Source organism: Polaribacter porphyrae (assembly GCF_002954685.1).
Lineage (GTDB): Bacteria > Bacteroidota > Bacteroidia > Flavobacteriales > Flavobacteriaceae > Polaribacter > Polaribacter porphyrae.
Window position 1 is genome coordinate 1,013,228 of the sequence record NZ_MSCN01000001.1, and the last position, 21,982, is coordinate 1,035,209.

21 protein-coding genes are annotated in these 21,982 nt (G+C 27.8%); 9 read left to right on the forward strand and 12 right to left on the reverse strand.

Annotation, left to right across the window (positions count from 1 at the left end):
• Positions 1 to 25: 25 nt before the first annotated feature.
• Entirely contained in the window at positions 26 to 535 is a 510-nt protein-coding gene (locus BTO18_RS04630) for a hypothetical protein (RefSeq protein WP_105015107.1), read from the reverse strand.
• The gene (locus BTO18_RS04635; RefSeq protein ID WP_105015108.1) at positions 525 to 1,070 is read right to left on the reverse strand and encodes an ATP-binding protein; all 546 of its coding nucleotides are present in this window, start codon (positions 1,068 to 1,070) and stop codon (positions 525 to 527) included. The genes BTO18_RS04630 and BTO18_RS04635 overlap by 11 nt, the downstream gene beginning before the upstream one ends.
• A 574-nt stretch (positions 1,071 to 1,644) precedes the next feature.
• Here BTO18_RS04635 and BTO18_RS04640 point away from each other — a divergent pair.
• Entirely contained in the window at positions 1,645 to 2,976 is a 1,332-nt protein-coding gene (locus tag BTO18_RS04640) for a cytochrome P450 (RefSeq protein WP_105015109.1), read from the forward strand.
• A 27-nt stretch (positions 2,977 to 3,003) separates the two neighbouring features.
• Here the strand turns inward: BTO18_RS04640 and BTO18_RS04645 are convergent, their stop codons facing one another.
• From BTO18_RS04645 to BTO18_RS04675, 7 genes are all read right to left on the reverse strand, one after another.
• The gene (locus tag BTO18_RS04645; RefSeq protein WP_105015110.1) at positions 3,004 to 3,399 is read right to left on the reverse strand and encodes a VOC family protein; all 396 of its coding nucleotides are present in this window, start codon (positions 3,397 to 3,399) and stop codon (positions 3,004 to 3,006) included.
• A gap of 42 nt (positions 3,400 to 3,441) precedes the next feature.
• Positions 3,442 to 3,852, reverse strand: a complete 411-nt coding sequence (locus BTO18_RS04650; protein ID WP_170063226.1) for a helix-turn-helix domain-containing protein — start codon at positions 3,850 to 3,852, stop codon at positions 3,442 to 3,444.
• A 154-nt stretch (positions 3,853 to 4,006) separates the two neighbouring features.
• Positions 4,007 to 5,143, reverse strand: a complete 1,137-nt coding sequence (locus BTO18_RS04655; RefSeq protein WP_105015112.1) for a lycopene cyclase family protein — start codon at positions 5,141 to 5,143, stop codon at positions 4,007 to 4,009.
• Positions 5,144 to 5,189: 46 nt separating this feature from the next.
• Positions 5,190 to 5,639, reverse strand: coding sequence for a sterol desaturase family protein (locus BTO18_RS04660; RefSeq protein WP_170063227.1), 450 nt, complete (start codon positions 5,637 to 5,639; stop codon positions 5,190 to 5,192).
• Positions 5,640 to 5,641: 2 nt separating this feature from the next.
• Positions 5,642 to 6,484: a phytoene/squalene synthase family protein gene (locus BTO18_RS04665; RefSeq protein WP_105015114.1), complete on the reverse strand. Its 843-nt coding sequence runs from the start codon at positions 6,482 to 6,484 to the stop codon at positions 5,642 to 5,644.
• A gap of 4 nt (positions 6,485 to 6,488) precedes the next feature.
• A complete protein-coding gene (crtID, locus tag BTO18_RS04670; protein ID WP_105015115.1) occupies positions 6,489 to 7,952 on the reverse strand; it encodes a bifunctional phytoene desaturase/3,4-desaturase in 1,464 nt (487 codons plus the stop codon).
• A gap of 64 nt (positions 7,953 to 8,016) precedes the next feature.
• Positions 8,017 to 8,910, reverse strand: coding sequence for a MerR family transcriptional regulator (locus BTO18_RS04675; protein ID WP_211295565.1), 894 nt, complete (start codon positions 8,908 to 8,910; stop codon positions 8,017 to 8,019).
• A 118-nt stretch (positions 8,911 to 9,028) separates the two neighbouring features.
• On the opposite strand from BTO18_RS04675, the gene BTO18_RS04680 reads away from it, so the two are divergent.
• Genes BTO18_RS04680 through BTO18_RS04690 form a run of 3 tightly spaced genes read left to right on the forward strand, consistent with a single transcriptional unit; the run spans position 9,029 to position 10,667 of the window.
• Positions 9,029 to 9,523 (forward strand): RNA polymerase sigma factor, encoded by a 495-nt coding sequence (locus tag BTO18_RS04680; protein ID WP_105015117.1) that lies wholly within the window; start codon positions 9,029 to 9,031, stop codon positions 9,521 to 9,523.
• A 3-nt stretch (positions 9,524 to 9,526) separates the two neighbouring features.
• Positions 9,527 to 10,171, forward strand: a complete 645-nt coding sequence (locus BTO18_RS04685; protein WP_105015118.1) for a DUF8845 family protein — start codon at positions 9,527 to 9,529, stop codon at positions 10,169 to 10,171.
• A 13-nt stretch (positions 10,172 to 10,184) separates the two neighbouring features.
• The gene (locus BTO18_RS04690; RefSeq protein WP_105015119.1) at positions 10,185 to 10,667 is read left to right on the forward strand and encodes a hypothetical protein; all 483 of its coding nucleotides are present in this window, start codon (positions 10,185 to 10,187) and stop codon (positions 10,665 to 10,667) included.
• Here the strand turns inward: BTO18_RS04690 and BTO18_RS04695 are convergent.
• On the reverse strand, positions 10,664 to 11,683 hold the full coding sequence (locus BTO18_RS04695) for a threonine aldolase family protein (protein ID WP_105015120.1): 1,020 nt from the start codon (positions 11,681 to 11,683) through the stop codon (positions 10,664 to 10,666). The two genes, BTO18_RS04690 and BTO18_RS04695, sit on opposite strands and share 4 nt — an antisense overlap.
• Before the next feature lie 161 nt (positions 11,684 to 11,844).
• On the opposite strand from BTO18_RS04695, the gene BTO18_RS04700 reads away from it, so the two are divergent.
• The 3 genes from BTO18_RS04700 (at position 11,845) to BTO18_RS04710 (ending at position 17,161) form a co-directional block, all read left to right on the forward strand.
• Positions 11,845 to 13,413: a T9SS type A sorting domain-containing protein gene (locus tag BTO18_RS04700; RefSeq protein WP_146106880.1), complete on the forward strand. Its 1,569-nt coding sequence runs from the start codon at positions 11,845 to 11,847 to the stop codon at positions 13,411 to 13,413.
• An 84-nt stretch (positions 13,414 to 13,497) separates the two neighbouring features.
• Positions 13,498 to 16,389 (forward strand): sensor histidine kinase, encoded by a 2,892-nt coding sequence (locus tag BTO18_RS04705; RefSeq protein ID WP_211295566.1) that lies wholly within the window; start codon positions 13,498 to 13,500, stop codon positions 16,387 to 16,389.
• A gap of 4 nt (positions 16,390 to 16,393) precedes the next feature.
• A complete protein-coding gene (locus BTO18_RS04710) occupies positions 16,394 to 17,161 on the forward strand; it encodes a LytR/AlgR family response regulator transcription factor (RefSeq protein ID WP_226789004.1) in 768 nt (255 codons plus the stop codon).
• Here BTO18_RS04710 and BTO18_RS04715 read toward each other — a convergent pair.
• Both BTO18_RS04715 and BTO18_RS04720 read right to left on the reverse strand, forming a co-directional pair.
• Positions 17,158 to 17,697 (reverse strand): AAA family ATPase, encoded by a 540-nt coding sequence (locus BTO18_RS04715; protein ID WP_105015123.1) that lies wholly within the window; start codon positions 17,695 to 17,697, stop codon positions 17,158 to 17,160. The two genes, BTO18_RS04710 and BTO18_RS04715, sit on opposite strands and share 4 nt — an antisense overlap.
• A 108-nt stretch (positions 17,698 to 17,805) precedes the next feature.
• Positions 17,806 to 20,220: a zinc-dependent metalloprotease gene (locus BTO18_RS04720; RefSeq protein ID WP_105017500.1), complete on the reverse strand. Its 2,415-nt coding sequence runs from the start codon at positions 20,218 to 20,220 to the stop codon at positions 17,806 to 17,808.
• 87 nt (positions 20,221 to 20,307) lie between these two features.
• On the opposite strand from BTO18_RS04720, the gene prfB reads away from it, so the two are divergent.
• Both prfB and arsC read left to right on the forward strand, forming a co-directional pair.
• Complete coding sequence (gene prfB / locus BTO18_RS04725; RefSeq protein WP_105015124.1) at positions 20,308 to 21,402, forward strand: peptide chain release factor 2; 1,095 nt, start codon at positions 20,308 to 20,310, stop codon at positions 21,400 to 21,402.
• Positions 21,403 to 21,558: 156 nt separating this feature from the next.
• On the forward strand, positions 21,559 to 21,900 hold the full coding sequence (gene arsC / locus BTO18_RS04730; protein ID WP_105015125.1) for an arsenate reductase (glutaredoxin): 342 nt from the start codon (positions 21,559 to 21,561) through the stop codon (positions 21,898 to 21,900).
• Positions 21,901 to 21,982 lie beyond the last annotated feature (82 nt).

The window sequence follows — 21,982 nt, forward strand, 5'->3', positions numbered from 1 at the left end:
CAATAAATTTTACACAATGTTGTATTTAGTGCGTTAATAATTTTTTTCTAATAAAAGATTTTCCAATTTTGTAACTCAATTTCTTATAAAAACTGATTTTTCTTTTTAAATAAATATCAATAATCTCATTCATTTCTTCACAAAAATCAATTGGAGTAAGTAATCTGTCAACAATAACATAATCTCCATAATTCTTCTGGTTTTTTAAGTGATGTTTATGTGCTGATGTTATTACTACAAAAGTATTAGTGTTTTCAAAGACGTATTTAGTTACATCAAAACCATCTTTTCCTACATCTTTAGTTACTGTTCCTTTAATATCCATTATCAAAATGTCTCGAGGATTTGAAACAAGGCTCTTTAACAAAGTTGAATCACATTTCCTATATCTTTCAAACGTTATGTTTCCATTTGCTGAAGCAACTGAAAGCATTTGTTCATTAAAATATGTACCAACATCGTCTATAATAATTACTTTTATTGGAGATAGTTTCATTAAACCTTTACCAAGGGAGTGAAGTGCTTTATTTTTCATAGTATATTCTTAAGTTTTTTAAAATGAATTCTTGAAAAGAATGTTCACTATTTGGAGTTAATTGATTATGTGTAATTTCAAAATTACTATCCTCTTTTTCAATTCTATCATTGTAACTTGATTCTAAAACTTTAATCCAATTTAGACCATATCCAAAACCTTTACTTTCCTTATCAACTTTAGTACCTTGTTCAAAAATATTAATATTTTGTGGAATTGATTTTGATTTGTTAGTAAATTTTAATTCCCAATTTTTGTCATTTATTTTTTTTATATTTATTGTAAGTGTTGAGTTTTCAATAGAATATTTCCAAGCATTATCAATTAATATTGAAACCATATAAGTTATATAATCAGAATTTAGATTTATAAAAATATCATTTGAAACAAGATTGTTTAATGATAAATTTTTAGTTCTACTTTCTTCTTTAATAATACTGTAAATAGTAAAGAGGTTATAAATTAATGCATGTAAGTTAACTTTTTTAGAAGAAACTGATGGAGTTGAGTGAAATTCGTGAACTCCAGTTATCATTTGAATGAAGTTGTCAAGAATAACTGTAGAGCCAACAATTTTACTTAAAGAATTGGATAAGTCAATTCTTTTTACAGAAAGTGAAGGATCTAGATAAGAAGCCTCTTGAATTATTGTTTGTAAAATTGGATTTATTTCGTGTCTGAGATTTTTTGCAATAGTTGATAGTGGGATTTTTGGTTCACGGACTTCTATATTACCATTTCTATTTAAAAATGAAATACCACAAAAGTTCCGTTTTTAGTTAATCTACAAGGTTTAGAATTACAATTAAAACATGTAAAAGTATCTTTCTTCATAGGCATTAAGTACAACTCTTTTCAGATATACCGAGTTTTAATTCGTTATAGCAAGAATTAGTAAAGTTCGGATTTTTAATTTGAAAAATCAACAGGAAAAATATTCTTTTCAAAATCAGTGAATTTTCTAACTTAAAGGTCAAATTCAAGCTTGATTTTATAAGCCAAACTTAGTTAAAATATATTTTCATTTAAGAAGTATTCATAACTTAGCATTAGATAAATTTAAATAGTAATATCCTAAATAAAATTGTGAACTAATAAAAAGTGAAAATATGCAAAAGCCAAATGAATTCCCTAAAGTTCCTTTAACAAGTTTTCTAAAACATAGTTTAGAAATTCTTAAAAATCCACTGCCTTTTCATAACAAGAATTTTGAGAATTTAGGTGATACTTTTCAACTAAACGTTGGTTTGAAGACGCATATTTTCTTTTCTAGAGATGCCAAATTTTTAGAATATGTGCTGCAAAAAAATCAACGGAATTATACCAAATCTAAAATACAAACCAAAGAAGTAGCTAAATATTTGGGTAAAGGTTTGCTAACTGCAGAAGGCGAACATTGGAAAACACAGCGTAAATTAATTCAACCTGCATTTCATAAACAAAAAATAAAAGGGCTGTTAACTACTATTCAAGAGCAAATTCGGGATAATTACAGTCAGTTAAGAACTGGCAAAAAGTTCGATATTTTCCCAATATTTAATGATTTAGCTTTTTTAGTAGTGGCTAAAGCCTTGTTTAGTAGTACTTCCAACCAAAAAGATATTGCACAACTGCAGCACATCACAGAAGATTCTCAAAGATTTTTGGTTAAAGAGTTAAGACAGCCTTATTTAGGTTGGTGGTTTTCTTTGAGTGGAAAAATTCAAGAATACATAGATTTAACAGAGTCTGCAAGACAAATATTAAAAAAAATTGTAGAAGAACGTAAAAAATCGAATACTCGTTTTGATGATTTATTGGACTTATTGTTAGATTCAAAATATGAGGATGGTAGTTCTATGGAAGAAAAACAATTGATGGATGAAATATTGATTCTTTTTGTTGCTGGTCATGAAACCACTTCTAACGCACTTACATTTACAAGTCAGTTGTTAGCATTGCATCCTGAATGGCAAGAAAAAATTTTTAAGGAAGCAAAATCCTTAAATGCAAATACTTACGATTTAATGGAAATTGTTTCACAGTCTAAAATATGCCAACAAGTAATTGAAGAATCAATGCGATTGTATCCTCCTGCCTATTTTATTGATCGTTTAAATTATGAAACAGATGAATATAATAGTGTAGAAATAAAACCTCAATCTGACTTATTATTTTCGGTTTACGAAATTCATCGTCATCCAAAACTTTGGGAAAATCCAAATAAGTTTAAACCCGAACGTTTTGAAAATGGAGGACGCCAATATTCATCACAGTATTTTCCTTTTGGTGCTGGTCCAAGAAAGTGCATTGGAAATAATTTTGCAATGTTTGAAATGATTATTGCAGTTAGAGAGTTGGTTTTAAATTATACAATAAAACCTAAATTTAAAAGTATTGGCATTACACCTCTCATCACCTTAAAACCAAAGAATGCGTATTTAGAGCTTGAGAAGAGATAAAGTAATTACAGAGAATTTATTTCTTTATCACAAAGTTTCCACGAGTTGTATATTATTGCCACAAGTATCATTAAAAACCGCATATTTTACAGTTCCCATTGTTGTTGGTTTTATGCTGAATTGAACATCTAAAGCAATCAATCTTTCGTATTCAGCATCAACATCATCTACATCAAACTGCGTATAAGGATACCCAGCTTCTAGTAATGCATCTTGAAAAACTTTACAAGGCTCAAAATGATTTGGTGCAGGTTCTAACAAAAGTTCTGGACCATCTTGCCAATCTTTTGATACTAAAGTCAACCATCTGTTACCACCTCCTAAAGGAGCATCCTTTTTTAATAAAAAACCTAATTTTTTAGTATAAAATTGTAATGCTTTTTCTTGATCTCTTACTGGAATGCTAATTAATGTTACTTTCATTTTTTTGATATCTTGATTACTATTTTTACAAAGCTCAACAATTTAAATATTATTTACTTCTCGAAAATTGCTCTTTTTGAAATTTACTAGGTAATTTCCCTGTTTTTTTTTTAATAATTTACTAAAAGATCCTAAACTTTCAAACCCAACTTCAAAACAAGTTTCAGATACTCCTTTTCCATTAGCTAATTTTTGCTTTGATTTTTCAATTCGTTTATCAATTAAATATTGTCTTGGAGTTTGTCCATAATATCTTTTAAAAAGTCGCAGTAAATGATACTTTGAAGTAAACTGAATTTTAGAAATTACATCTAAACTCAATTCTTTTTCAGAATTATTATCTATTAATCTTTTAGTTTCTATTATAACTTCTATTTGTTTATCATTTGAAAAACAGGTGTTTTTTACTTCAACCAACTTCGTTTCATAAAAAGTTTTTTCTTCTGATTTCAAATTATAATTAAGTTTTGTGAGTAAAATAGTAATATACTGAACACATAATTTAATAAATATCAACTTAATAAATAACGGTTTTTAAAAATAATCTTATTTAGGCAGTATTCACAATTGTAGGTGTGAATAATATTCGTGGGTAATATTAAAAAAATTAAATCCTTTTAAACAAGGCTTTTGTAAACAAACCAATAGGCATTTTTAACTGGATACTCAAATCTTCTAAAAAAGAGGTTTCTTCATCTAAAAACTTTAGTATTTGAGTTGGATGATTTTTCTGAAACATCTGTCCAAAAATAGAGGAGCCTAGTTCATTTTTTTGAGATAAAATATCTAACAATAATAAATCATAAAACCAAAATTTATTAATCTTATGAAAATTTGTTAGAGGTTTATTTTGCTTTAAAAAGTTGATTAATTCTTTTGTTTTTTTTGTGGTATTATTAAATGTAAAACCTGTACTAGCTTTGCTCCAGCCACCTGCTGTGCCAATATGTATGATGTTTTTAGAGTTGTGTTTCCAAAATTTGTAACATGTCATTGGTATAGAACCTTGCTCCTTGTCTACTATTTCGTAGTCAGTAATATTGTTATCTGTTAAATACTTTTCAATTTCTTTTTTGTATTCATCATAAGGTAAAAGGTCTTTTGAGAATAAGGTATATTCAAACAACGCTTCGTTTTTTTTGTATGGTAAAATATACATAAAACGTGTATTTTCTTTTTGTGCTACTGTAAAATCCATAAAGGTTGCAGCTGAATCATCAAAAATATTTTGTTTTGTTTTTATAAAAAAACCGACAAAATGTTGTTGTAAAACTGGGTATTTTGTTTGTGTTTTGTATTCATCAGAAAAGAGAATACTATTTAAAATTGTATTGGCTTTATAAGTTTTATTATCAGTAATTACTTGAGCTTTATCTGCTAATTGCTGAATGCTAACAACGCTTGCTTTCTGAAAAGTAATATTTGATTTTGTTTCTAAATGATTCCAGATTTTAGAATAAAAATCCTTGCTTCTAATCATTTTATATTGATAAGGATTTATACTTTCTTCAGCAGAATATAAATCACTTTTAAAAATAATATTTTGCCAAGATTTGCTTATTACATCTTGCCATTCATCATCTTTTTCTTGCCAATAACACCAAGTTCTGTCGTTTGTGGCTTTTTTTTCTTTATCTAATATTAGTATAGATTTATCATCAAAAAAAGCATCTTTAGACATTCTGTATGCCATCATTAAGCCTGATGCTCCTCCACCAACAATTATATAATCATAGATTTGCATGGTAGATTTGATTATTTTTAATTAAGAAATTGATATAAAGATTGTATTATTTAATCTGTTCTTTAAAAAATTTTAGAGGCACAAATAACATTCCAAAGCATTGGCTATCTTCTTTACCCATATTTTTGTGATGTACTTTATGAGCTTTGCGTAACGCTTTTAGATACCAATTATTGGTTCTTTTAAACCATTTAAAACGTTGGTGAATTAAAACATCATGCACTAAAAAATAAGCAACACCATAAAACAAGATGCCTAAACCAATAAAGAATAAATAAGTATGTGGAGTATAAGTACCCGCAAAAAATAATGCCATGCTTGGTATTGCAAAAACTACAAAAAATGCATCATTTTTTTCAAAAACATGAGGATAACCAGGTTCATGATGATCTTCATGTAAAAACCAACCAAAACCATGCATTACATATTTATGCGTACACCAAGTAATACCTTCCATCAAAACAAAAATACCTAACGTTATTAATGCGTAAATCATTTTTAAATAATATTTAGCTTGTATTTTACGTAACTTCTTGCTAACAGATTTATTTTCATAGGGTTGGAGATACGGATTCTAGTATCCATAATTTTTGTAGAAGGTACTTTATTGAGTTTTTTTAATAACTTTCTATAATATCTATATGCAGTGTAAACTCCAAATTTTGCTTCAACTGGTAGTTTTAAAATTCCATGTTTGTATGCATATTCAAAGTCAGCTTCAATTTCATCAATAATTATTTGTTTAGAATTTGCATCAAGTTTACCTAAATCTATGTTAGGGAAATATGACCTATTTAACGATTCAAAATCATCTTTTAAATCACGTAAAAAGTTTACTTTCTGAAAAGCGGACCCCAAACGCATTGCAGCATCTTTTAATTCATTATATCTTTTTTCATCACCATTAACAAAAACTTTTAAACACATTAAACCCACAACATCTGCAGAGCCATAGATATACTCATCATACTCTTCTTTTGTTGCATATTCTGTTTTGTATAAATCAGCTTTCATACTCTTTAAAAAAGCTTGTACTAAATCATCTGAAATATCATATTTTTTTATGGTTCTTTGAAATGAATTTAAAATAGGATTTAAACTAATACCTTGCTCTAGTGCAACATAATAATCAGTTTCAAAACGATTCATTAATTTTTCTTTATCATAGGCATGAAAAGTATCTACAATTTCATCAGCAAAACGAACAAAACCATAGATGTTGTAGATATCAGTTCTTATCTTTGGAGAAAGCATTTTTACAGCCATAGAGAAGGATGTACTGTAACTTTTTGTTACAAGCTTACTACAATTTTCAGATACGTTATCAAATAATTCTTTCATGTTACTATTGATTTTTTTTAATTAAGTCTGATGCTATTTTTCCTGATATTAACGCTGGTGGGACTCCTGGTCCAGGTACTGTTAATTGTCCTGTGAAAAATAAGTTACCTACTTTTTTACTCTTTATTTTTGGTCTTAAAAATGCCGTTTGAAATAACGTATTTGCCATACCATAAGCATTACCTTTATATGAGTTATAATCTTTTACAAAATCGTTAACACAAAAAGACTTTTTAAAAATAATACTTTTTTTGACATTCTGACCAGTTAATTGCTCTAAACGTGCTAGTATTTTGTTAAAATAACGTTCTCTTAATGCTTCTGTATCTTTTAAGCCTGGTGCTAAAGGTATTAAAAACGTTGCTGCCTCTTTACCTTCTGGTGCACAGGTTTCGTCTGTAATACTAGGAAAACTTGCATAAAACAAGGGTTCGTCTGGCCATTTTGGGTCATCATAAATGTCTTTGGCATGTATATCAAAATCTGTATCAAAAAATAAAGTGTGATGACAAACATTATCTAGTTTTTTATCAAAACCAACATAAAATAATAATGATGAAGGTGCAAAAGTTTTTTTAGACCAGTATTTTTCTGAATATTGACGTAAGTTTTTATCTAATAATGTTTCTGAATGATGATAATCTGCTCCACTTAATACAATATTCGCTTCAATCTTTTCTCCATTAACCACTAGACCTGACACTGAATTAGAATTATCTGTAATTATTTTTTCAACATTTGCATCAGTTTTAAATTCTACTCCTAATGTTTTAGCAAGAGTTACCATAGCCTCTACAACCATATACATACCTCCTTTTGGATGCCAAGTACCTAAACCAAAATCTGCATAATTCATAAAATTATAAAATGCTGGGGTATTACTTGGTTTTGCTCCTAAAAACAAAACTGGAAACTCTAATATTTGAATTAGTTTATGGCTTTTTATTTTCTTTCTCACATCTTTTCTGATTGTTGAGAAAAATTGAGAGACTCTAGCAATTGTAGTTGGTGTTACTAATTCTAAAGGAGAAACCCCTGGCTTATATACTAAATCTTTAATAGCAGTGTCATAATTTGCCTTTGCTGAACCTAAAAATGATTTTAAGTGTTGAGAGCTGCCTTTTTCTTCATTTTCAAATACTTCATATATTTCATTTAATGAACCAGGAATAGTTATTGAATCATCTTTATCAAAATAAACTTGATATGCTGGTTTCAATTTTTCCAAAACATAATAATCTAAAGGTTTTTTGCCAAAATCTGCAAAAAAACGCTCAAAAACATCTGGCATCCAATACCAAGTTGGCCCTATATCAAATGTAAAACCATCATTTTTATATTGTCTTGCTCTACCTCCTAAAGTACTGTTTTTCTCTAAAACTGTTACATTAAAACCATCTTTTGCTAAATAGCATGAAGCAGCTAGTGAAGAAAAGCCTGAACCAATTATGTGTATTTTGTTATTCATTAATATGAATTTTGTTTAATTAAAACAACTATTAATTAAACGATTAATTTGATTGAATTGAATTTTATAATACTTTTAATAAATCAGAAATTGAGTTATGTAATTCGATATTATTATCTAATTGTAGTGTTTTTATTTTTGCGACTTTTCTACCAACAGCTATAAATTTATTTTCGGTATTACTCATTACCTCATCTATTTCATTAAAATAATCTTCTATTTTATCATCATAAGGTTGAATAGTGAGTGAGGTTATAAAACAAATTTCTCTATTACTCTCTAGAAAGTAATTTAGATTATTTAATGGTAAACTTTGCCCAAGATAGATGGTATGATAACCTCTTAAAACTAACTCATAATTTAGGTACAATAATCCTAGTTCATGTATTTCATTTTCAGGTAAAAATAAAACATAGGTTTTATTAGTATTACTAATACTATATTGAAGTTTTTCAGTATTAGTTTGTATTTTCTGTGCTATTAAATTAGAGATAAAATGCTCATGTGCAGGTAGTAGAGTATCAGTTTGCCATAACATACCAATATGATCTAAAAAAGGAATAAAAACATCTTTGAATATCTCTCTGAATGTTTTTTTGTGTAGTAATTTATTATAAGTATTGTTAAATAAAATTTTATCAAATTGAAACATGGCAACTTTAAATGAATTTATAGCTTCATCATTTGTTGCCATACTAAAAGCCAATTCTCTAGATTTTGTAATGATTTCATCATTACTCATTTTTGCAATTTTAGATATTTTGTAATTGTTTTTATTTAATAAAACTATATTTAAAAGTTTTGTCAAATTATCTGGTGTGTAGTATCTAATATTGGTTTCTGTTCTTCTTGGCTCTAGTAAACTGTATCTTTTTTCCCAAATTCTTATGGTATGTGCTTTTATACCAGATATATTTTCAAGGTCTTTAATAGAAAAATCTTGCTTAATATTGTTCAATTTATTTATTTTTGAGTTAAACAAAATTAATGATTTTATTTTTAATAAAATTATTTTTAAGAAAATTGTAACAAATTATTTATTTTAACTACTAATTAATAGAACTAACTAAACGTAGGTGCAGAAAGATTTAGAAATTAAATTTTTAGCGGATTTTGAGAAAAATCAAAACATAGCTCATAAAATATGTAGGTTATATACTACAAATAATGATGCTCATAAAGATTTATTTCAAGAAATAACTATTCAACTCTGGAAAAATTATCCAAAGTTTAGAGGCGATTCTAAATTTAGTACCTGGATGTACAGAGTAGCTTTGAATACAGCTATTTCATTGTACAGAAAATCAACAAGAAAAGTAAAAACGCAAGATATTTCTGATGTAGCTTTTAAAATAAAATCTAATGATTATGATGATACAGAAGAAAGACAACTTAAAGCTTTGTACAATGCTATTCGTGAATTGAATGACATTGAAAAGGCTCTGATTTTTCTTTATTTAGAAGATAAACCTTACAAAGAAATTTCTGAAGCATTAGGTATTTCTAGTGTAAATGCTAGAGTGAAAATGAATAGAGCTAAAGAAAAATTAAAAAATATACTAAACCCATAAGTTATGGATGTATTAGAAAATTATAAAAAAGCTTGGAGCAAGCAAACAGAAGTTGCTGAAAAAGTTTCTACCAATGAAATCTACAAAATGGCACACTCAAAATCTTCATCTATTGTAAAATGGATTTTTATAGTCGGCATTTTGGAATTTATTTTTTGGATTACCATAAATATTTTTACTCCTGATAGTTATAGTTTTTTTGAAATATACAAAGACTTAAATCTTGAAACACTTATCAATATTTTTACTATTTTGCATTATATAGTTATTATTGGTTTTTTGTACCTTTTTTATAAAAATTATACTAAAATATCTATTGCAGATAATACCAAAAAACTTATACATAAAATTTTAAGAATTAGAAAAACAGTTCGTAATTATGTATATTATAATCTTGCTATAATTGTATTGACTAGTATTATTATTAATATAGTTGTATTTTCTGATGAAGATAAAATGAATAAGTTCTTTAATCCAGAAAACCTGACAATGAGTATCAATGAAATGATTACATTATCTGTTATAAGTCAATTAATAGCATTGGTCATTATTTTAGCTTTATTCTGGTTATTCTATAAACTAGTTTATGGAATCTTACTTAAAAAATTAAACAGAAATTACAAGGAATTAATTAAATTAGACAGCTAATTATTAATTTACCATGAAAAAAATACTGATACTTCTTCTTTTATGCATTTCTTTAACTACGTCTTCACAAAAAACAGATTTTTGGGATAATGTTCAATTTGGAGGTGGTTTTACACTAGGTTTTGGTAATCAAACTACTATAGGTATAGCACCAAGTGCTATTTATAACTTTGATAATGGTTTTGCTTTAGGTGCAGGTCTTGGATATTTATATAGTGAAATCAATGATTTCTCTACAAGTGTTTATAGTACTAGTATTATTGGTCTTTATCAAACTAATTTTGGTGTTCAGTTTTCTACAGATTTAGATTACTATTTTGCAAATCAATCTACACTAAATGGAGGCTCTATAAGCACAAGATTCCCTGCACTTCACTTAGGGGTAGCATATAATCAAGGTAGGTTTGCCTTTGGTATTAGGTATGATGTTTTATATGATGAAAATAAGAGTGTTTTTGCCTCTCCTATTTCGCCTGTAGTTCGTTTTTACTTTTAGAAGTTTTTTAATTCTTTAAGAAGAACTTCGTGCATTGCATCTGTATAATCTAAATGAGTTGTAATTCTAATTTTTCCCTCACCCATGGGTGTTAATAAAATATTCTTTGCTTTCATTTTACTAATAAAATTATCAGCTCCAATTTTTTCATCAACATAAAAAATAAGAATATTGGTTTCTACTGGTTCAATTTTTGTAATGTAATTACAAGTGGCTAAAACTGTTGCAATTTCTTTTGCTTTTTTATGATCTTTAGCCAAACGCTCTACATGATTATCTAAAGCATAATTTACAGCTGCAGCTAAAAAGCCAACTTGCCTCATACCTCCACCTAGCAATTTTCTTAAACGTAATGCTTTATGAATATTTTCTTTAGAACCTAATAAAATAGAACCTATTGGTGCACCAAGTCCTTTAGAAAAACAAATAGAAATGGTATCAAATAATGCTCCATATTGTGTTGGAGTTTCATTTTTTGCCACTAAAGCGTTAAATAATCTTGCACCATCCAAATGAAAGTTCAAATTATTTTTTTTAGCTACTTTCTGTATTTTTTCAATTTCAGAAAAATCCCAACAAGCACCTCCTCCTTTATTTGTAGTATTTTCAATACAAATCAATTTTGTATAGGGCAAATAAATTTGAGGTTGTACAGCAGCCATTTCTTCAATTTGATTGGCAGTGAACATACCTCTATAACCATCAACTAATTTACAAGTTACTCCAGAATTAAAAGCTACTCCTCCACTTTCATAATTATAAATATGTGCATATTTATCACAAATAACCAAATCTCCTGGTTGGGTATGCAATTTTATAGCGGTTTGATTTGCCATAGTTCCTGATGGAAAAAAAAGGGCAGCTTCCATTCCAAATAGTTTGGCTACTTTTTCTTGTAGCGCATTTACAGTAGGATCCATTCCAAAAACATCATCACCCACTTTAGCACTCATCATTGCATCCAGCATTCCTTTTGTTGGTTTAGTTACTGTATCTGAAATTAAATTTATTATCATATTTATTATCAATTAACACCAAGATTAAGCTTAAAAAATCACTTTATAAAAATAAGTTTTAGAAAAAATAAAAAGCCTTTTAGAAAAAAATTTAAGCGATTTAAAAATAAGTGATTTTTTTTACATCTTTTAAAAATATTTTTGATTTTAAATTTAAAATTATGATTAAAAAAATACTTTTTACAATTACCATTTCATTATTTTTATTGATGAATACTCATTCTCAAGTAAACCGATTTGTAAATCCAGATGCAACTGGCAATAAAAATGGAACTTCTTGGGCAAATGCTTACACAAGTATTCAAGATGCACTTAATGCTGCACCTACCAACTTAACACCAGGAAGTATATATAGAATATGGGTAAAAGCAGGAGTATATAAACCAGGTAATCAAAGAATAAATTTTTTTCACTTTAGAAAAAATCAAATTAGAATTTATGGTGGTTTTAATGGTACAGAAACTCATATATCCCAAAGAAATATCAACCAAAATAAAACGATACTTTCTGGTGATTTAAATGATAACGATAATGGTAGTTTAAATATCAACGATGCTACAAGACAAGATAATTCTTTTAGAGTTGTTGTTGTAGAAGCTGTGGGTGTTGTTATTGATGGTTTTACAATTACTGGCGGAAATGCAAATGGTACTTTAAGCGGACAAGATAGAGGTGCTGGTATGAGTGCTCATAATGGGTCTTTCTCTTTAACAGTTAGAGATTGTATTATAGAGAATAACTTGGCTAGTTTTGCTGGAGGTGCAATTATTATTGATGAGTCTACTGCTGGTACTTCTTTTATGGATCAAAGCTTTGAACGTTGTTTATTTAGACATAATGAGGCAGAATTAGGTGGTGTATTTTTTATTCGTCAGAATTTAATATCTGGAGCAAATAGCAACCCTCCTAGAGTTACAATTGTTAATAGTATTGCATATGGAAACAAAGCAACAAACGTAAATAACAATTTTGGAGGTTCCTTTATGTGGATTAACAACAATAATGCAAATAGTGGAGGCATCAACAAATTTATTACAGTTTATGTAAGAAATTCTACAATTGCAAACAATGTTGATGATAATGCAGATGGTGGTGTAATTGTTGCTGGCTCTAACAATTCTGGAGCATTAATACGCTTAAGAATGGACAACAGTATTTTCTACAATAATAAAAAACAAGGAATTGTTTCACCTACTTTTAGCAGTTGGAACTTTTCTAATCCTGCAACAGCTGTTGTAGAAAGTTCTCATAGTGAAGATAACTTCAGTACAGTTTCTAATAATAATAAAGCTAATTTTATCAATGGAAATCCAAATTTTATAGATGCAGCAAACAATGATTTTCGTTTGATGAGCAACTCACCTTGTATAGATTCTGGTTCTAATGCAATTGGTGCTGGTTCTGGAACAGTAGATTATGCTGGAAATACGAGAACAGTTAATAACACTATTGATATGGGTGCATTTGAGTTTGATGCTTCTTTGAATACCAAAGATTTTTCATCTAAAAATTTAACTATTTTTCCTAATCCTATTTCAGAAACGATACAGCTAAAAAACCCAAAAAATCATATCATTTCTAAAATAATAATCTACAATAGTTTAGGGCAAACTGTGCTACAAAAAAACAGCTTTCCATTAAATGTAGAACAGCTTGATAAGGGAATTTATTTTATAAAACTAAAATTAGACAACAATGATGAAGTGATAAAGAAAGTTATAAAAAAATAAAGATGCATCTTTTGTTAAAAATCCTCTCACAATTTAAATATTGTAAGAGGATTTATTTATTTTGGTATGATTATAAATTTCACGTTGAACCAATTATTTAATTTACTATTTGTTGTAATTATAGCTTTTAAAATTGAAGCACAGCAACCAGCTACAATAGATTTAAGTAAGTTAAAAAATCTACCAAACACTACTTTTTATGATATTTTAGAAGATAGCAATGCCTTTTTATGGCTTGCTTCAGATAAAGGTCTTTTTCGTTTTGATGGAGATTCTTTTCTTAAATACGATCATCCTACAAAAAAAGGATTAGCAATATTCAATTTAAATTTAGATGATAAAAATAGACTTTGGTGCATAAATATTTCTGGACAAATTTTCTATACTGAAGAAAAAAAGCTAATTCCTTTTTTAGATGTTGGTAAAAAATTAAAATACCAACTTGGTACAATTATCATAAATAAAAATAAACTTTATGTTTTTGACATTTCTCAAGTTTTAGAAATTGACATCAAATCAAAAAAAATAAAACAACTTTTTTTTAACGAAAATAGAATTGGTAATCCTTTAAAAAAGAATGATAAAATTATCTTTAATGCTGGAGATTGCATTTATGAAATACATAAAAATGGTGTAGAAAAAATACGCACTTTTAAAGCATTAAAAAAAGAAGAAACTAGAAATAGTTTAATTTTATTAAACAAGGATTTTTTTGGAGTTCTAAAATATTATGACAGCTATAATTTCTACAATTTAAAGAATCAAAAAAAACAATTATTAAGAACACCCAAAAAACTCAAAAACAAAAGAATAACTGGTGTAAAGTTTATAAATGATAACATTTGGTTTTTAACCAATAATGGAATTCATACTTATCAATTAAGAGAAGATAAACTCTCATTTAAAGAAACTATTTTAAAAGATAATTTTATTACCAATTTATTAATAGATGAAAAACAAAACTATTGGATAACTACCTTAAAAAATGGAATTTACACAATACCAAACAAGGCTTTAAAAATTATTAATACTGCTGAAAATATATCAGCATTAAAAAAAATAAACGACACCACTTTAATTATAGGTTCAGAAAACGGAAGTGTTGCTTATTTAAACGTTAAATCTAAAAAGAGAACACAAATCATCAAGAAAAATAAAGAACCAATAAGATTAATTTCTAGTAAAATTAACAATAATTCTTATTTATTGACTAGTGATAAAAGTACCTTTTTATTAAAAGAAAATAATACTAATATAATACGTTCTAAATTATTTAGTGGCGTAAAAAACATCATAAAACTACCTAATAAAAAAATACTTATCTGTGATTATGCAAGCGCAAAAATTGTTACTCAAAATGATACTAATAAGTTTGAATTTGATTCTTATTTAAAAAATAAAAGGGCAAATTTGGCTTTATACAGCATCTACAACAAATCAATTTATGTTGGTTATATTGATAAATTGATGAAGTATGATAGTTTGTTACGCCCTAAAGAAATAGAGCTAAATAGTAAGAGTATTTTCTCTACTTCAATAACACAAACCAAAGATTCTGTGGTTTGGATTAGCACAACTAAAAACGGAATTTTAGGGTTTGCAAAAGACAGTTTAAAATATAAATTCAATACAAATAATGATTTAATTTCTAATACTATTTTTAAGATTAAAGCAGATTATAATAACCTATGGATTACAACTGATAAAGGCATTCAATTTATTGATAGATACAATAATAATTTCCCGTCTTTAACAAAATCTGATGGTTTAAGTTCTTATGATATTGAAGAAATTGAAATTTTTGATAGTTTGATTGTATTTTTATCTGATAAAAAAATTCATCTTTTTAATAAAGAAAAGATTTTTAAAAAGAATAAAAAGCCAAAATTCTATATCAGTAAGGTAAGAATTCAAGGAAAAGACACACTAATTAAGGATGTTTACAAATTACCTTACAATAATAATAACATTAGTTTTAGTTTTTTTTCGAACGGATTTAAATTAGAAAAAAACATAACTTATCAATATTCATTATCTAAAAAAGAAAATACTGTTCATTGGAATACACTTCAAGAAAAAGCTTCTAATATTGAGTTTAACAGTCTTTCTTCTGGAAATTACACCTTAAAAATTAGGGCAAAAAATAAAGATGATTTATTCTCTGAAACTATAAAAATCCTAATTAAAGTTAAAATTCCTTTCTGGAAAAACCCTTTGTTTATTTTCCTACTGATAATTATTATTGCGTCCATTGTTTTTCATCAATATCAATACAGGTTAATCAAAAAAAACAGAAAACAAGAGTTAAGAGTAAAACAGCTTTTAAAAGAAAAACAGCTCATTGCTGTAAATTTAGAGAATTTACGTTCGCAAATGAATCCGCATTTTATATTTAATGCACTTACTGCAATACAAGATTACATAGAATCGAATAAAAAGGATTTAGCATCAGAATATTTAGTCAAATTTTCACGTTTAATTCGTTTGTATTTAGAACATAGTCGTAAAAATTACGTGCCTTTTTCCGAAGAAATTGAAGCTTTAAAACTATATTTATCACTAGAAAAAGAACGTTTTGAAGACGATTTAACAATCTATTTATCTATTGATACTATTTCAGAAAATTCAAGCTATTTAATTCCGTCTGTTTTTATTCAACCATATATAGAAAATGCTATAAAACACGGTTTATTACACAAGAAAAGTAACAGAATCTTGAATATCAAATTTTATAAAAATGCTGAAAATTTAATTTGTGAGATTTCTGACAATGGAATTGGAAGAGAAAAAGCTAGAGAAATTGCTGAAAGAAAGGACTCGAAACACAATTCATTTGCAACCTCTGCAAACAATATGCGTTTACATTTATTAAACAAAGAAAGAAGAAATAAAATTACAGTTATTACAACAGATATTACAGAAAACAATGGTGTAAATGGAACTAAAGTTGTTGTAAAAATACCATTAGAAAACTAAAAAAATGAACCTGAATATTCTTTTAATTGATGATGAAAACAAAGCACGTAAGCTGTTAGAAAAATTACTTTTAAATAGTTTTTCTGATAAAATCAGCAACATTTACAAAGCTAGTAATTTAAAAGAGGGTGTTGAAATTATAAAACAAACAAAACCAGATATTGTTTTTTTAGATATAGAAATGCCAGAACATTCTGGTTTAGAAATATTCAAATTATTAGATGATGATACAATCGATTTTCAATTGATATTTGTAACAGCTTATAATCAGTATGCTATAAAAGCTTTTAAATTATCTGCAATCGATTATATTTTAAAACCTATTGACAAAAAAGAACTGACAGTTGCTTTTAGTAAAGCTTCAAAAAACATTAAAAATAACAATCATAGAAATAGTTTAAAGGAAATTAAAAATGCGTTAAATCATTTTTCTATCAATAAAATTGCTTTAGAAATCCCTAAAGGTATTTCTTTTGTTTCTCACGATGATATTTACTATTTAGAAGCAGATGGAATGTACACAAAAGTATATTTTTCAAATAATAAGTTCGAATTAATTTGCAAGCCTCTAGGGTATTTTGAAGAACAATTAAAGTTAAAATCGAGCTTTTATAGAACACATAGATCCTATTTAGTAAACTTAAGACATTTAAAAGAATTGATAAAAAAAGACGGTTATCAAGTAATTTTAGATGATGATACTTCTATACCCATTACCAAAAACAAACAAAAAGAGTTTATGACTGTTATTGAGGAGTTTTTTAATAATTAAAGACTTTTTGTAAGAAAATAATTCTTCAACTCTATTTCCTCTTTAGGATTTTTTAAAATCATCCATTCTTTGTGTGAAAAGTCATTTTCTTTCCAATCCTTCATTCTTCTTTTTCTGTGCCAATAGGTTTTTAAAATCCAAAGAAAAAGACTTTCTTTTGAAAATGTTTTACTTAAAGTTTCATAATTTTCTCCACAGCATTTTTCTTTCAAAACAATTCTTCTATACGTTCTTATAAAATAGCGTCTCAAAATTAAACTTAAAGGGTAATCTAACCAAACAATTAAAGTTGCCTCTTGCCAAATAGTATCTTTTAATAAAGATTGATAGCTACCTGAAACAATCCATTCTTTGTGTTTTTCAGTTTCAGCAATTACATCTTTTACAAAAACAGCTTTCTCTTTTTCAATCCAATTTGGTAAAAAATGAAAATCATCTAAATCTATTTGAGAAATATTAAATTCTTTAGCTAGTTTTTTACCTAAAGTTGTTTTTCCAGTGCAAGTTGTTCCTGTGATGATTATTTTTCTATCCATAAGAATAATTTTTACACGGATTTCACAGATTTTGACAAATAAAAAATTAAACCATAAACTTGCTCAATTTTCCCCTTTGGGGAAATGTCTGAAAGACAAAGGGGATTTTTAGTTCCCAATTGGAGAACCATCTGGAATTTTTGGTGCTCTTGATTTTTTAAACGATGTTGGATTCTTTAAAAATCCATCAATCATTTTAATCATAGCTGCATCATATATTTTTTGTGTGTTTTCAGATTTTTTGTTTTTTAATATTGATTTAATTTCATCCAACTTAAAAATCACAATTGCATTTACTTGTTTGTATTGGTTTTTATAGGTTGATAAGTAAAACAACTGCTCTAAAACTTTTACATTAATCACATTTTGTAATTCTTGATGATAGCTGTCTTTATGATTTTTCTTAATGGTTTTTACAATCAATTCATCAATCAACTCTTCTAATCCCAACTGTTTTTTATTTAAACTTTTATGAGCAATTAATCTTGACATTCTTTGTGGGTTCAATAATAAATTCAAGGTCATTTCAGAAGCAGTTTCTACCGCAGAAAAAGCATCAAAAGCCACACCAAGTTTACTTTTAAAAGATTCACGAGTTCTTCCATAACCAATGGCTCTTGGAGGAAAAAGTGCTAATTTTTCTTTGGGAATTGCTATTTCATTAACATTTATTGTTCTTAAAATAGCTTGCAAAGCAATACGTTCTGTAGTGCCAGAAATTGGTTTTACTACAGTTTGGTTACCTCCTTTTACTGCATAACTATACTCTAAACCTCCAATTAATTTCGCAGTTGCTTCTGCTTGGAATCTATGGAAAAAATACAGTGGTACAAATACATCTTCTAACACAGAATAAGGTTCCCCTGTTTTAATATTATCCGTAGAAAAATTTGCTATAGCTTTTTTTCTAATTTTTAAAACGTTATACAATTCATCGTGAATATTACCTCCATTATCCCATAAATGTGCTGTTGCACTTGCACTTCCTTGTGGTCTTGCATCAGAATCTGACAAATATTTTAATCCACTTGCATAAGCATCTTCTAAAATCTTATTTAAAGCTTCATTTTCATTGATTTCTTCAGGAAAATCTTGATATGAATAAGCCACAGTTACTTTATCCCAGGCACCTATTTTATCATCATAAGCATTAGAAAAATCTATTTTACCATCTTTTAAAGTAAATTTTGGGTGTGGATAATCCATCACAGAAGTCCTTCCATTCGTGCTTGCTGCAAAATTGTGAGAAAAACCTAAAGTATGCCCAATTTCGTGAGCAGATAATTGACGGATTCTTGCAATTGCCATTTGTATCGCGAAATTATCATCAACTGTATCATTTTTATAAGGTGCTTGCAAAGCTTGAGCAATTAAATAATCTTGACGAATTCGTAAACTCCCTAAACTTACGTGACCTTTTATAATCTCTCCTGTTCTTGGGTCAGAAATATTTGCTCCATAACTCCAACCTCTTGTAGATCTGTGTACCCATTGTACAACATTGTAACGTAAATCTAACATATCTGCACCTTCAGGTAACATTTTAAATTGAAAAGCGTCTTTATAACCAGCAGCTTCAAAAGCTTGGTTCCACCAACGCCCACCATCTAATAAAGCACTTCTTACAGGTTCTGGAGTTCCTCTGTCTAAATAGTAAATAATAGGTTCTACAGCTTCTGATATTTTTGCATTTGGATTTTTCTTTTCCAAACGATGTCTGTAAATAAATCGTTTTGTCAAAGATTCATTTACAGGTGTAGAGTAATCTTGATAACTCATTTGCCAAGAACCAGAACGTGGATCGTATTTTCTTGGTTTGTAATTATTATCTGGCAACTCTACAAAAGAATGATGCTGATTAACTGTTACTGCACTTGCATCTGGAGTTACACTTCTAATATTATATCCTTTTGGAGTTCCTTTAAACGTAAGCATTATATCAAATTCCACATTTTTTGGAAATGCTTTGGTTCTATCTAAATTAAAGGCACTTCTACTTTTATCTAAACTGTAATTTCCTTCCTTACTTCTTGCTAATCTTGATGCAACTCCATGTGCATCTCTCATAAAAAACGAGGTTGCATCAACCAAATATTTTCTTTTTTTTTCTTTATTGATGATAAAGCCGTGTAAAACCGATTTTGCAAATGCTTCTTTTACAGAGTTTTTTTCTTCTTCATTTTTGGTAATTGCTCTAAAATCTTGATTGGGTTGCACTAACAATAATTTGTTTCCTGCTTTTTTAAAGTGTACTACTACTCCACCTCCTAATTGCCCTCTGTCTAAACCAATATCATTAGAACCTATCCCTTCAGAAAGCGAACGCACATAAAGAAATTCTGTGTCAAGTTTATCTATTTGAAGGTAAATTTTATCTTGATTTTCATCATAATAAAACGTAAAATATCCTTCATATTTTGTAATTCCTTTTTGAAGGTTTTTCCCAGATTTTTCAGTAAAAAATTGAGAAAAACCCTTGAACGAAATTGAAATAAAAAATAAAATTAGTGGTAATTTTTTCATCATTAAAATATTTTCTATAAATCTATGAAATAATGGATTGGTTTTAAAACTTGAAATCCTAAAAAATAATTTATTTTTGTGACGCTTATGATTACACAAGATCAACTTAAAGATATTACTACAAGAATTGAGAAATTAAAATCTTATTTAGAGATTGATAAAAAACTCATAGAAATAGCCAATGAAGAAGAAAAAACTGCAAATCCTGATTTTTGGAATGATCCAAAAGCAGCTGAAATTGTAATGAAAGAATTGCGTTTCAAAAAAAAATGGGTTGAAGATTATAACAAAGCTATCACATTAAATGAAGATGTAAATGTTTTGTATGAATTTTATAAAGAAGGTGAGGTTGAAGAATCTGAAATTACAACACAATTTGAGAATTTAAGCAGTTTTATAGAAGATATCGAATTCAAAAATATGCTTTCTGATGAAGGTGATTCTTTGTCTGCTACCATTCAAATTACTGCTGGTGCAGGAGGAACAGAAAGTTGTGATTGGGCAGAAATGTTGTTTAGAATGTACACAATGTGGTCTGATAAGCAAGGGTTTAAATTAAAAACACTCAACTATCAAGCTGGAGATTCTGCTGGGATTAAAACAGTTACTGTAGAAGTTACTGGAGATTACGCTTTTGGTTGGCTAAAAGGCGAAAATGGAGTACATAGATTGGTCAGAATTTCTCCTTTTGATAGCAATGCAAAACGCCATACAAGTTTTGCTTCTGTATATGTATATCCTGTTGCTGATGAATCTATTGAAATTGAAATTAATCCTTCAGATATAGAAATTACTACTGCACGTTCCAGTGGTGCTGGAGGTCAGAATGTGAATAAAGTAGAAACTAAAGTTCAATTGACGCACAAACCCACAGGTATTCAAATTCAATGCTCAAATTCACGCTCTCAACACGATAATAGAGCAACAGCAATGCAGATGTTAAAATCTCAATTGTATGAAATTGAGTTACAAAAACAACAAGCTGCAAGAGATGATATTGAAGCCAACAAAATGAAGAACGAATGGGGAAGTCAGATAAGAAACTATGTAATGCATCCTTATAAATTGGTTAAAGATGTAAGAACTGCTCATGAAACAGGTAATGTAGATGCTGTTTTGGATGGCAATATTCAACCATTTTTAAAAGCGTATTTGATGTTGAATGGACAAAAGAGTAGTTAGTATTCAGTATTCAGTATTCAGTATTCAGTATTCAGTATTCAGTATTCAGTATTCAGTATTCAGTATTCAGTATTCAGTATTCAGTATTCAGTATTCAGTATTCAAAAATGAAAAACTTTGAAACTTTGAAACTTTGAAACTTTGAAACTAAAAAAAATGATAAAAATATACCACAATCCAAGATGCAGAAAATCTAGAGAAGGTTTAGCTATTTTAGAAGAATCAGGGAGAAAATACGAAGTTGTTAAATACTTGGAAACTGTTCCTTCATCAGAAGAATTATCTGTAATAATAAAAAAACTAGGCATTTCTCCTATTCAATTGGTTAGAAAAAACGAAAAAATTTGGAAAGAAAATTACAAAGGAAAAGAGTTATCAGATAATGAAATCATAAAAGCGATGATAGAAAATCCAAAATTAATTGAAAGACCAATTGTTATCAATAACAATAAAGCTGTTATTGGTAGACCTCCTGAAAGTATTTTAGAAATCATCTAAATAGCCTTTTTCATTTTTGTTTAACTTTTTTTTAACTAGAACAGAATAAACTTAAAGAGAACTTTGCAGTCTTAAACTAAAA

Coding starts and splice junctions, on each gene's coding strand:
- BTO18_RS04630 (WP_105015107.1), bottom strand. CDS start 535: ATGAAAAATAAAGCACTTCACTCCCTTGGTAAAGGTTTAATGAAACTA.
- BTO18_RS04635 (WP_105015108.1), bottom strand. CDS start 1,070: ATGATAACTGGAGTTCACGAATTTCACTCAACTCCATCAGTTTCTTCT.
- BTO18_RS04640 (WP_105015109.1), top strand. CDS start 1,645: ATGCAAAAGCCAAATGAATTCCCTAAAGTTCCTTTAACAAGTTTTCTA.
- BTO18_RS04645 (WP_105015110.1), bottom strand. CDS start 3,399: ATGAAAGTAACATTAATTAGCATTCCAGTAAGAGATCAAGAAAAAGCA.
- BTO18_RS04655 (WP_105015112.1), bottom strand. CDS start 5,143: ATGCAAATCTATGATTATATAATTGTTGGTGGAGGAGCATCAGGCTTA.
- BTO18_RS04660 (WP_170063227.1), bottom strand. CDS start 5,639: ATGATTTACGCATTAATAACGTTAGGTATTTTTGTTTTGATGGAAGGT.
- BTO18_RS04665 (WP_105015114.1), bottom strand. CDS start 6,484: ATGAAAGAATTATTTGATAACGTATCTGAAAATTGTAGTAAGCTTGTA.
- crtID (WP_105015115.1), bottom strand. CDS start 7,952: ATGAATAACAAAATACACATAATTGGTTCAGGCTTTTCTTCACTAGCT.
- BTO18_RS04685 (WP_105015118.1), top strand. CDS start 9,527: ATGGATGTATTAGAAAATTATAAAAAAGCTTGGAGCAAGCAAACAGAA.
- BTO18_RS04690 (WP_105015119.1), top strand. CDS start 10,185: ATGAAAAAAATACTGATACTTCTTCTTTTATGCATTTCTTTAACTACG.
- BTO18_RS04695 (WP_105015120.1), bottom strand. CDS start 11,683: ATGATAATAAATTTAATTTCAGATACAGTAACTAAACCAACAAAAGGA.
- BTO18_RS04700 (WP_146106880.1), top strand. CDS start 11,845: ATGATTAAAAAAATACTTTTTACAATTACCATTTCATTATTTTTATTG.
- BTO18_RS04710 (WP_226789004.1), top strand. CDS start 16,394: ATGAACCTGAATATTCTTTTAATTGATGATGAAAACAAAGCACGTAAG.
- BTO18_RS04715 (WP_105015123.1), bottom strand. CDS start 17,697: ATGGATAGAAAAATAATCATCACAGGAACAACTTGCACTGGAAAAACA.
- BTO18_RS04720 (WP_105017500.1), bottom strand. CDS start 20,220: ATGAAAAAATTACCACTAATTTTATTTTTTATTTCAATTTCGTTCAAG.
- prfB (WP_105015124.1), top strand. CDS start 20,308: ATGATTACACAAGATCAACTTAAAGATATTACTACAAGAATTGAGAAA.
- arsC (WP_105015125.1), top strand. CDS start 21,559: ATGATAAAAATATACCACAATCCAAGATGCAGAAAATCTAGAGAAGGT.